An 11001-nucleotide genomic window follows, 5' to 3' on the forward strand; every position below is an offset into this window, starting at 1 on the left:
AAGGCTCGACAGTATTTCCGTGCCTATGCCAGAGAAGAAGCAGGCCGTGCGCCGCGCACCCGCGCGCGTCGACCATCCCTTCAAGGGCATTGCGCTGGTCCTGTTGTCGACGGTATTCCTCGGCTGCTCCGACGTCACCGCGAAATACCTTTCGACGAGCCTGCCGTCGATCGAGATCACCTGGATCCGTTTCCTGACCTTCGCACTGATGTTCACGCCGGTGATGCTGCCGGCCTCGCCGCTTTATGCGATGCGTACCGAGCGGCTCGGTCTTCAACTGATGCGTGGCGCTGCGCTGCTCGGCTCCTCGCTGTTCTTCATCACCGGCTTGCGCTTTCTCCCGATCGCGGAGGCCTCCGCCACGGGCTTCGTCTCGCCGCTGTTCGTCACGGCGCTGTCGATCATCTTCCTGAGCGAGAAGGTCGGCGTGCGTCGCTGGCTCGCAACCGCGCTGGGCCTCGTCGGCGTCATGATCATCCTGCGGCCGGGCTCGAACGCGTTTCACGTCGCCGCGTTCTTCCCGATCGTCTCGGCGTTCTGCTGGGCGGCCGCGCTGATCCTGACGCGGATGATCAGCGGACGTGAAGCCGTCGTCACCACAATGGCCTATTCGGCGCTGACTGGCCTTGCCATCCTCACCGCGATGGTGCCGTTCGTCTGGGTCGCGCCGAGCTGGACTGCCATCGGGCTCGGTATCTTCATCGGGATCGCCTCTACGGTGGGCCAGTGGATCATCGTGCTCGCCTATCGCTATGGCGATGCTTCGGTGCTGGCGCCGTTCTCCTACACGCAATTGCTGTGGGTCAGCATTTTGGGCTTCTTCATCTTCGGCGAGCTGCCGGACGCCTGGACCATCACGGGCGCCGCGTTCATCGTCGCGAGCGGCCTCTATATCGCCCATCGCGAGCGCGTCCGCCGCGCGCAGCTTTTGGTGCTCGAAGAGCGTTCGCCGAACGCCTGACGCAATATCTCTGGGCTGGCTCGTGCTATCAATGGCTCCAACAAGAATGGGAGGAGCCGGATGCGGGCCGCTATTTTCAGAAACGGCGAGATTGTCGTCGACAGGATGCAGGAGCCGAAGCCGGGCCCCGGCCAGGTGCTGGTCAAGACGCTCGACTGCGGCATCTGCGGTTCCGACCTGCACGCGCGCCAGCACGCCCATCGCATGGCGGAGATGGCGAAGAAGGCTGGGCGCACCCCGATGGACCTGTCGCGCGACGTCGTTTTCGGCCACGAGTTCTGCTGCGAGATCGTCGATCATGGTCCGGGTACCGAACGCAAGTTGAAGCCTGGTACGCGCGTCTGCTCGCTGCCGGCGCTGCTGACGCCGGCGGGTATCCAGGGCATCGGCTATTCCAACGACAACATCGGCGGCTATGCCGAGGCGATGCTGCTCAGCGAACCGCTGCTGCTCGAAGTGCCCAACGGCCTCGCCGCGGAGCACGCTGCGCTCACCGAGCCGCTCGCGGTCGGCGTCCATGCCGTTGCCAAGGCAAACGTGCGCGGCGGCGAGGTGCCGCTCGTCATCGGTTGCGGCCCTGTGGGATTAGCGGTCATAGCGGCGCTCAGGATCAAGGGCCTGCATCCGATCGTGGCCGCGGACTATTCGCCGGCGCGGCGCGCGCTTGCGGCAAAGCTCGGCGCCGACATTGTCGTCGATCCCCGGGTATCGCAGCCCTACGCGGCCTGGGCCGAGCACGCGCAGATGTCGGAGCAGGAAAAAGCCGCGCGGCCGCCGCTCCAGGCGATGCTGCCGGCGCTGAAGCCCGCGCTGATCTTCGAATGCGTCGGCGTGCCCGGCCTGCTCCAGCAAGTGTTCGAAGGCGCCCCGCGCGATGCGCGCATCGTCGTGGTCGGCGTCTGCATGGAGAGCGACAGGAGCGAGCCGATGCTCGGCATCATGAAGGAGCTGAACGTCCAATATGTGCTCGGCTACACGCCGGAGGAATTTTCCTACTCGCTGCGCCTGATCGCGGAAGGCGAGGTCGATGCGGCCGCGATGGTGACGGCGACAGTCGGGATCGACGGCGTGGCGAGGGCCTTCGCCGACCTCGCCAACCCCGAGGCGCATACCAAGATCATCGTGGAGCCGTGGAGATAGCGGCGAGCTGACGGGCGGGAGCATCGGGCTGGGTCGGCACGGCGGCGCTCTCGTCGGGCTCGGCTGTCTTGCCGATCGCAGCGCGGCGATCGACGATCGCCTGATGGAATTGCGCCAGCACCAGGCCAAAGGCGGCGAGGTCGCCATCCTCGATCGCGCCGTCCTCGTGACAGACCAGCGTCTCGCGCAGGATGTCGTCGGCTGCGCGCTGCATCGCCGCCAGTTCATCGACGGAGGCCGCCTCGCGCACGCTCACGATCGCGCCGAGCAGGCGGTCGCGGTGCAGCGTGTTCAGCTTGCGCTCATTGCGTCTGAGGTAATGGCGAAGCCATGCAGCCACCGAGCCAAGGCCGGAGAGGATCAGCACCACGCCCCAGATGTAGTCGCTGTACTTGTCCATGAAGCTGCGTTCATTGCTGTCGATGTAGGCGGCCGCACCGGGATGTGCCGGCAGCGCGGCGTCCTTGTCGGTGTCGGGCTTCTGGATGTGGCTGACAGCCGGGAGCTCCTTCGCGAGCTGTGGCCGGATCGTGAACAGCTCCCGCGTGAAGGCGGCGACCGTGTCCTCCGACAGCGAGGCCGGCGCCACGATCAGATGGTTGACGGCGATGGTGTCGATCTTGTCGTCGGGTCGCTGCGGCGAGGAAGCAAACGCGCCGGCCGGGATCTCCTCGGATTCGTAGAGCGGATGGCGCTCGGCGATGGCATCCGAGACGTCGACGCCGAGGAATTTGGGCTCACCGCGCAGGCGTGCGGTCGCCGCGATCGTGTCAGAGATGACCTTGGCGTCGAGCCCCCCGACCATCATGAAGGCGTCGAGCGTTGTGTCCTGCGTCATCTCGGAGATGTGGTCGGTGCCGAACTGCACCACCGCGACCTTCTGCGGATTGACACCGGACTCAGCCAGGATCACGCGCAGCAGGATGACGTTGGCGTCGCCGAGGCCTACCACGCCGACGCGGCGACCGCTGAGGCCTGCGATCTCCGTCACCTTCGATTTTGCGGCGCCCTTGCGGCCCGTGGGCGCCCATAGCACCACAAAATTGCGGCGCAGGATCGCCACCGAATTCGCTTCCGCGGGCATCTCGATGTCGCCACGCGCCACCGCAAGATCAGTCTTGCCGCTGCCGAGCAGGTTGAGGCTTTGCAGCGTGCCGTCGGTCTCGATCGGCGTGAGTCGCACCGGCCCGCCCTTCGCATCGAAGGCCCTGGCGAGGGCCTGCACCACGGTCAGGTCGTCGCTGCCGGGCGGGCCGACGGCGATGCGCAAGCTCGCCGGCTGCCACGCCCAATAGGCGATCGCGAGCGCCACCGTCACCGCGGAAAGCGCACTCGCAAGCAGGAGCCACGGGCCGGAGCGATTGCGGCGGCGAGGCAGGGTCTCGCTGTTCACGCTCAAATCGCTCGGCACGGGCATCTTGCCTTCCTTATCCGGAAGCCCGCCCGCTGGCGGGCGGTGTCAATACCTCGCGGGCACGTACATCTCCTGCGGAATGGGTCCGCGGTGATAATCGGGGTTACGGACGCGCGGCGGCAGCACCACCTGCACGCGCGCAACGTCCTGGTAGGGGATCTGGCCGAGGAGATGCGCAATGCAGTTGAGCCGAGCGCGCTTCTTGTCCACGGCATCGACGATCCACCACGGCGAGTCCGGCAGATGCGTGTGCTCAAGCATCGTCTCCTTGGCCTTGGTGTACTGCTCCCAGCGGCTGCGCGCCTCGACATCCATCGGGCTCAGCTTCCACTGCTTCAGCGGGTCCTGGATGCGCATGGTGAAGCGGAACTGCTGTTCGTCGTCCGTGATGGAGAACCAGTATTTGACCAGAATGATGCCGGAACGGATCAGCATCCGCTCGAATTCCGGCACCGACTGGAAGAACTCCCGGTACTGCTCCTCGGTGCAGAAGCCCATCACGCGCTCGACCCCGGCGCGGTTGTACCAGCTCCGGTCAAACAGCACGATCTCGCCGCCGGCGGGCAAGTGCGCCACGTAGCGCTGGAAGTACCACTGCGTGCGCTCGCGCTCGCTCGGCGCCGGAAGGGCTGCGACGCGGCAGATGCGCGGGTTGAGGCGCTGGGTGATGCGTTTGATGACGCCGCCCTTGCCGGCGGAATCGCGGCCCTCGAACAGCACGACGACCTTCTTCTTCTCATGCTGCACCCAGTCCTGGAGCCTGACGAGCTCGCCCTGGAGCCGCAGCAGTTCCTTGAAGTAGAGCCTGCGGTCCAGCGTTGGGTGGAGCGTATTGGTCTCGTCCAGGAGGTCGTCGAGCCGGCTGTCGTCGAGTTCCAGCTCCAGCTCCTCGTCGAGATTGTCGGCCATCTCCTGGATGATGCGCTCGCGCTTGGCGGCTTCGGCGGTATGGTCGGCTGCGGTCATGGGTCCTTCTCTCGGCTAAGGTGCCTGTGGCCACGACCATCGGCGGCCTTTATTGCGCCCATGTGACACCGGCGGCCGGGCAGGGGGGTGGCCGTAGTGCAAATCCGGTCAGGCAACGAACCTGTACGACTGTAGCTGCGACCAATGGCTCGGAGTGGAGCAAGAATGCCGGCTGCTGAAGTGTCGAGGGGCGCGCTGATCGCCAGCATTGCGCTTGGCGTTGTCACCGGCCTGCTTTGGCTCCTTTTACTGGATGGGGCCGTGGACCCCGGGCACAGCGATCCGGCGGGCGACGCCCTCGGCCGGGCCTACGCCGCCATCATGGTCAACGTGCTCTGGTCGTTGCTGACGATCATGACCGCGATTGCGAGCCTGAAAGGCAGCGCTCCGCGCCTGGCGAAGGCGTCAGTGCTCGTCATCGTTCCCATCTCCGGCTGGGTCGCCCTGACCGCCATGGCTCTGTTGGCGCAGTCCGATCTGCCGCCGTTTCGCTGGCCGATCGTCATTCTCGCCGCTGTGCCGCCCTTGGCCGTGGGGTGGTGTTTTCTGGTTCTGCTGGGGCGGGGCCGGATGTCGCGCATCGCCAGCGGCGCGCTTCCCGTCGCGATCCTGGCGGTGTGCCTGCTGATTGAGCCGTTGTCGCGGATGCGCAACGCGACGGAAGATGCGGAGGACGCGCGGCGTGCCAAATACGATGAGGACATCGCGCGGGTGCCGGCCGATGCCGCGATGTGGGACTGGACGCCATTTCTCGATACGCAAAACAACGACAGGCGGGTGAAGGTGATCGATAGCATCCGACGCCTCGATCAGCGGCAGACGCAAGCGGAAACCATGCTCGACCGTGGTGACTTCCCGCTCGGCAATCTCGGATATTTCGATCTCGATCCGACGCCAGCGCTTTGCGAGAAGGCGCGCCGCCTGCTGCGCAAGCGCGTCGAGCCTCTGATGCTCAAGACGCCCAATAGCAGGCCGTATTCGGATATCGCGTTACAGGTATCGGATGCTGTTGCAGCGATGAGCTGGCTGGTCGGCTATGACTGCTCGTGCGATGTTGAGGCGATGGCCTGGGAAGCCATGGCGAAGGACTATGTCCGCCCCAACTACACGATCCACGAGCTGGCCGAGCTGCGTGACCCCGGGCGATTAGGCCGGACATTGCGCGAGCGGCCCGAGCGTTTTTCGATGCTGGGTCCAAAATCGCATCTCAAGGCATGGCTGAAGTTTACCGACGACAAGAGCCTGCGGGACCAGGCGCTTGCGGGTGCGCGCAAGCTCGATCGTCGGATGGACGAGGCCGTTGAAATCCTGAGCGAGCATGATCCAGGCATGCGATATACGCTACTCCAGTATCTCGGCGAGCTTGATCTCGAGGCAACTGTGCCACTATGCACGAATGCGTTGAGCGAGTTGCACCACGAGATTGCGGAGGTGTACCGGCCTGGCCCGAACGACGAGCCGCCACCTTACTCTGAATTGCTCGAGCGGCTCGGACGCACGGAGCCATTGCGTGCCCTGATTTGGCTCGCCCGGAACGGCTGTGCCGCGGACGCTGAACTGAAGGGGGCGACCGCATTGGTCAACGCCTATCGGGAGTCCCCCGGCCGGGCAGAGATGCTCGCGACGCTGACGCAGTTGCAGCGCTGAGCGGCAGGCAGCTTCGCTACACCGGCAGCGCGATCGAATATTTCACCTGGCTTAGCGCAAAGCTCGACTCGATCGAGGCGATGCCATCGAGGCGCGTCAGCTTGTTCTTCAGGAACGCCTCGTAAGACGAGAGGTCCGCGGCGACGACGCGCAAGAGATAGTCGCGATTGCCGGTCATCAGATAGCACTCCAAGACCTCGTCCCATTTCGAGATCGCCCGCGCAAAGCGGTTGAGGTCCTCCTCCTTCTGCCGTGCCAGCTTGATCGAGATGAAGACGCTGACATGCAGGCCCAGCGCCTTCTGGTCGACGGTCGCGATGTAGCGTGTGATCACGCCGCGCTCCTCCAGAAGCTTGACCCGGCGGTGGCAGGGCGAGACCGACAGCCCGACCTTGTCTGCGAGCTCCTGCATGGTCAGCCTGCTGTCGGTCTGGAGCAGGGCGAGGATCTTTCGGTCGATGGCGTCGAGCTCTGGCATTGGGATGAAACCTGTGTGGAGCGGCGATGAATTGGTAAAATATCCCAATATTGGCGGGTATGGCGCGAAAAATTGAGAATTTTGCCGGCTCCCGCAGGCGTATCATGGGCCATCATTTTCCGGAGCATTGCCATGCCCGTTGATTCCGCCCGTCTCGACACATTGACCGCGCTCGCCCGCAAGGTGCTGTGGCTGTCGTCCTGGACCATCCATCACGCCAACCACATCCGCTCGAATGCGGATGGCTTGAAGGTCGGTGGCCATCAGGCCTCGTCCGCCTCGCTCGCGACCATCATGTCGGCGCTGTATTTCCACGTGCTGAAACCTGAGGATCGCGTCGCGGTGAAGCCGCATGCGAGCCCGGTGTTCCACGCCATCCAGTATTTGTTCGGTCGGCAGACGCGCGAGAAGCTGGAGAATTTCCGCGGCTTCAAGGGCGCGCAGTCCTATCCCTCGCGCACCAAGGATATCGACGACGTCGATTTCTCGACCGGCTCGGTCGGCCTCGGCGTCGCGCAGACGCTGTTCTCGTCGCTGGTGCAGGACTACGTCAAGTCGCATGGCTGGATGAAGGATCGTCGCGAGGGGCGGATGATCGCGCTCGTCGGCGATGCCGAGATGGACGAAGGCAACATCTTTGAGGCGCTCGCGGAGGGCTGGAAGCACGGCCTGCGCAACACCTGGTGGGTGGTCGATTACAACAGGCAGTCGCTCGACGCCGTCGTGCGCGAGGGGCTCTGGGAAAAGTTCGAGACCATGTTCCGCAATTTCGGCTGGGACGTGGTCATCGTGAAATACGGCCGGCTGATGCGCGAGGCTTTTGCCGAGCCCGGTGGCGAAGCGCTGAAGCGGTGGATCGACAACTGCCCGAACGCGCTCTATGCGGCGCTGTGCTTCCAGGGCGGCGCGGCCTTCCGCAAGCATTTGCATGACGAGATCGGCGATCAGGGGCCGATCACGAAACTGATCGACCGGCGCAGCGATGACGAATTGCTGGCGCTGATGTCGAATCTCGGTGGCCACGACATGGCGAGCATGCTGGAGGCGTTCGAAAACATCGATCACGATCGGCCCGTCTGCTTCATCGCCTACACCATCAAGGGCGTCGGCCTGCCGTTCCAGGGTCACAAGGACAACCATGCCGGCCTGATGACGGTCGCGCAGATGGAGAAGTTTCGCAGCACCCAGAACATCCGCCCCGGACATGAGTGGGAGAAGTTCGAAGGCATGGCGCAGGATGCCGCCGGGCTCGAAGCCTTCCTCGCGCGCGTGCCCTTCAACCAGGACGGCCGCAGGCTGACTGCGCCCGTTGTCGAGGTGCCCTCGCAGCTCACCTTCAAGCCGTCGGCGCAGATGTCGACCCAGCAGGGTTTTGGGCTGGTGCTGAACGAGATCGCGCGCAGCGACAGCGAGCTTGCAAGGCGCATTGTCACGACGTCGCCCGACGTCACCGTCTCGACCAATCTGGGTCCCTGGGTCAATCGCCGCGGCCTGTTCGCGCGCGCCGAGAAGGCGGATTTATTCCGCAGCGAGAAAATTCCATCGACCTTCAACTGGGATGCCTCGCCCAAGGGGCAGCATCTCGAGCTCGGCATTGCCGAGATGAACCTGTTCATCATGATGTCGGCCCTGGGGCTCTCGCACCAGATCAATGGCGAGCGGCTGCTGCCGGTCGGCACGCTCTACGATCCCTTCATCGAGCGCGGCCTCGATGCGCTGAACTACGCCTGCTATCAGGATGCTCGCTTCATGGTGGCTGCGACGCCGTCGGGCATCACGCTCGCACCCGAAGGCGGCGCGCATCAGTCGATCGCAACGCCGCTGATCGGCATGGCGCAGGACGGGCTCTCGTCCTTCGAACCGGCCTTCGTCGACGAACTCGCCGTGATCATGGGCTGGGGCTTTGACCACATGCAGCGCGAAGCGGGCGAGGGTGGCTCGGTCTACCTGCGTCTGTCGACGCGCACGATCGAGCAGGCGCAGCGGATCATGACTCCCGAGCTCGCGCAGGGCATCACCGACGGCGCTTACTGGCTGCGCAAGCCTGGCCCCAATGCCGAGGTCGTGATCGTCTATACCGGCGCGGTGGCGCCGGAGGCGATCGAGGCGACCGGCTTCATCGGCGAGAGCCGCCGCGACGTCGGCCTGCTTGCGATCACCTCGGCCGACCGCCTTCACGCAGGCTGGACCGCCGCGCGGAAATTGCGGCGCGACCGCCGTGGCGTGCAGCATTTGAGCCATATCGAAAAACTGCTGGCACCGCTGCCGCGTGATTGCGGTCTCGTGACCGTGATCGATGGCCACCCGGCCGCGCTCGGCTGGCTTGGCAGCGTCCGCGGCCATCGCGTCGAGGCGCTCGGCGTCGAGCAGTTCGGCCAGACCGGCACCATCGCCGACCTCTATCGCCACCATGGTCTGGACGCGAACGCCATCATCGATGCGGCCGAAAGCCTCACCACCGGCGCGCCGGTGCTGCATCGGAAGATGGCGGTGTAAAATCCCCGTCGCCCCGGCGAAGGCCGGAGCCCATACTCCGCGGCGGATGTTGTCGGCCGCGGCTGGTAGACGCCTGAGCAAGCCAACTCCGCCCTGTGGTTATGGGTCCGGCCTTTCGCGGGGACGACATCGTGAGTGTGGCGAGACCTTGCCACGTTCCCACCATCGGCTCATATACTCCCCGTCCGCCGCAACGCTGGCCCCGCATATGGCGGGTTCAATTGCCGGCGCTTTCGTGCAAGGATGCCTGCCGAAACGCCCCCACCATGCCCCCAAGAAGAGGTTAACGATGGTCAATCGCATGCAATTCTACATCGACGGCGCCTGGGTCGATCCCGCCGTCAAGAAGTCCACGCCGGTCGTCAATCCGGCGACGGAAGAGGCGATGTATGAGGTTGCGCTCGGCTCCAAGGCTGACGTGGACAAGGCCGTCGCTGCCGCCAAGCGCGCCTTTGCCACCTATTCCCAGACCAGCCGCGAGGAGCGCGTCGCGCTGCTCTCCAAGGTCATCGAGATCTACAAGGGCCGTCTCAAGGAGATTGGCGCGGCCGTGTCCGACGAGATGGGCGCGCCGCTGCCGATGGCGGAGAAGCTCCAGGCCGGCGCCGGCCTCGGCCACCTCATGACCACGCTCGACGTGCTCAAGAACTATCATTTCGAGGAACCGGTCGGCACCGCCATGGTGCTGCGCGAGCCGGTCGGCGTGGTCGGCATGATCACACCTTGGAACTGGCCGCTCAACCAGATCGCCTGCAAGGTGGCGCCCGCGCTCGCCGCCGGCTGCACCATGATCCTGAAGCCGTCGGAGTTCACGCCGACCTCGGCGCTGATCTTCGCGGAAATCCTCCATGAAGCTGGCGTGCCGAAGGGCGTGTTCAACCTCGTCAACGGTCTCGGCCCCGAGGTCGGTGCCGCCATGAGCGAGCATCCCGATATCGACATGATCTCGTTCACCGGCTCGACCCGCGCCGGCATCGATGTGGCCAAGCGCGCAGCTCCCACCGTGAAGCGCGTCAGCCAGGAGCTCGGCGGCAAGTCGCCGAACGTCATCCTCGAAGGCGCCGATCTCGCGAGGGCGGTGACGGGCGGCGTGATGCACATGTTCAACAACTCCGGCCAGTCCTGCAACGCGCCCTCGCGCATGATCGTGCCGCTGTCCAAGATGAAGGAAGTGGCTGCGATCGCGAAGGCGGTCGCCGACAAGACCAAGGCGGGCGATCCGCGCGGCGAAGGCACCACCATCGGTCCGGTCGTCAACCGCGGCCAGTGGGACAAGATCCAGGCGCTGATCAAGAAGGGCATCGACGAAGGCGCAACGCTCGTCGCCGGCGGCCCGGGCCTGCCCGAGGGCGTCAACAAGGGCTTCTACGTTCGCCCGACCATCTTCGCCGACGTCACCCCTGAGATGACGATTGCGAAGGAGGAGATCTTCGGACCGGTGCTGACCATCCTCGGCGCCAAGGACGAAGCCGACGCCGTGCAGATCGCCAACGACACGCCCTATGGCCTCGCTGGCTATGTCTCCGGCGCTTCGGTCGAGGACGCCAAGCGCGTCGGTCGCCAGATCCGCGCCGGCAACGTCAACCTCCAGGGCGTGCCCAATGATCGCAGCGCGCCGTTCGGCGGCTACAAGCAGTCCGGCAACGGCCGCGAGTGGGGCAAGTACGGTCTGGAGGATTTCCTCGAGGTGAAGGCGGTCGCCGGCTTCAACGCGGCGTAAGCGTCAGCGCTCGAACAAACCAAGCGCCGGAGCGGGCAACCGCTCCGGCGTTTTTTTGTTGCGTCATTGCAAGGAACAAACCTCGTAGCAACCATAAGAACGTGTGATCGCCCGTACTGGTCTAGCGTGACACCGTGCTCGCGGCCGTCAAGGACGGCCTGGCAGCTGCGGAGGACGGG

8 protein-coding genes are annotated in these 11001 nt (G+C 65.0%); 5 read left to right on the top strand and 3 right to left on the bottom strand.

Features of this window, described 5'->3' with window-relative positions; all coding sequences use genetic code 11:
• The first annotated feature begins 19 nt into the window (after positions 1-19).
• Together QQL28_RS28775 and QQL28_RS28780 are read left to right on the top strand one after the other, a co-directional pair.
• Positions 20-961, top strand: a complete 942-nt coding sequence (locus tag QQL28_RS28775; RefSeq protein ID WP_284270909.1) for a DMT family transporter — start codon at positions 20-22, stop codon at positions 959-961.
• 60 nt (positions 962-1021) lie between these two features.
• Positions 1022-2101, top strand: coding sequence for a zinc-binding dehydrogenase (locus QQL28_RS28780; protein WP_284270890.1), 1080 nt, complete (start codon positions 1022-1024; stop codon positions 2099-2101).
• Here the strand turns inward: QQL28_RS28780 and QQL28_RS28785 are convergent.
• Together QQL28_RS28785 and ppk2 are read right to left on the bottom strand one after the other, a co-directional pair.
• The gene (locus tag QQL28_RS28785) at positions 2079-3518 is read right to left on the bottom strand and encodes a TAXI family TRAP transporter solute-binding subunit (RefSeq protein ID WP_284270891.1); all 1440 of its coding nucleotides are present in this window, start codon (positions 3516-3518) and stop codon (positions 2079-2081) included. The genes QQL28_RS28780 and QQL28_RS28785 overlap by 23 nt on opposite strands.
• Positions 3519-3560: 42 nt before the next feature.
• Positions 3561-4481, bottom strand: a complete 921-nt coding sequence (ppk2, locus tag QQL28_RS28790; protein WP_284270892.1) for a polyphosphate kinase 2 — start codon at positions 4479-4481, stop codon at positions 3561-3563.
• 165 nt (positions 4482-4646) lie between these two features.
• Here ppk2 and QQL28_RS28795 point away from each other — a divergent pair, with 165 nt between their 5' ends.
• Complete coding sequence (locus QQL28_RS28795) at positions 4647-6128, top strand: hypothetical protein (protein WP_284270893.1); 1482 nt, start codon at positions 4647-4649, stop codon at positions 6126-6128.
• 16 nt (positions 6129-6144) lie between these two features.
• Here the strand turns inward: QQL28_RS28795 and QQL28_RS28800 are convergent, their stop codons facing one another.
• Positions 6145-6606, bottom strand: coding sequence for an Lrp/AsnC family transcriptional regulator (locus tag QQL28_RS28800; protein ID WP_027525536.1), 462 nt, complete (start codon positions 6604-6606; stop codon positions 6145-6147).
• A 132-nt stretch (positions 6607-6738) separates the two neighbouring features.
• On the opposite strand from QQL28_RS28800, the gene QQL28_RS28805 reads away from it, so the two are divergent.
• Together QQL28_RS28805 and QQL28_RS28810 are read left to right on the top strand one after the other, a co-directional pair.
• Positions 6739-9102 carry a transketolase gene (locus QQL28_RS28805; RefSeq protein ID WP_284270895.1) on the top strand — a complete coding sequence of 788 codons (2364 nt, stop codon included), beginning with the start codon at positions 6739-6741 and terminating at the stop codon, positions 9100-9102.
• 289 nt (positions 9103-9391) lie between these two features.
• Entirely contained in the window at positions 9392-10822 is a 1431-nt protein-coding gene (locus QQL28_RS28810; RefSeq protein ID WP_284270896.1) for an aldehyde dehydrogenase family protein, read from the top strand.
• Positions 10823-11001: the final 179 nt, after the last annotated feature.

The sequence above is a fragment of the Bradyrhizobium iriomotense genome (assembly GCF_030160715.1).
Taxonomy (GTDB): domain Bacteria; phylum Pseudomonadota; class Alphaproteobacteria; order Rhizobiales; family Xanthobacteraceae; genus Bradyrhizobium; species Bradyrhizobium iriomotense.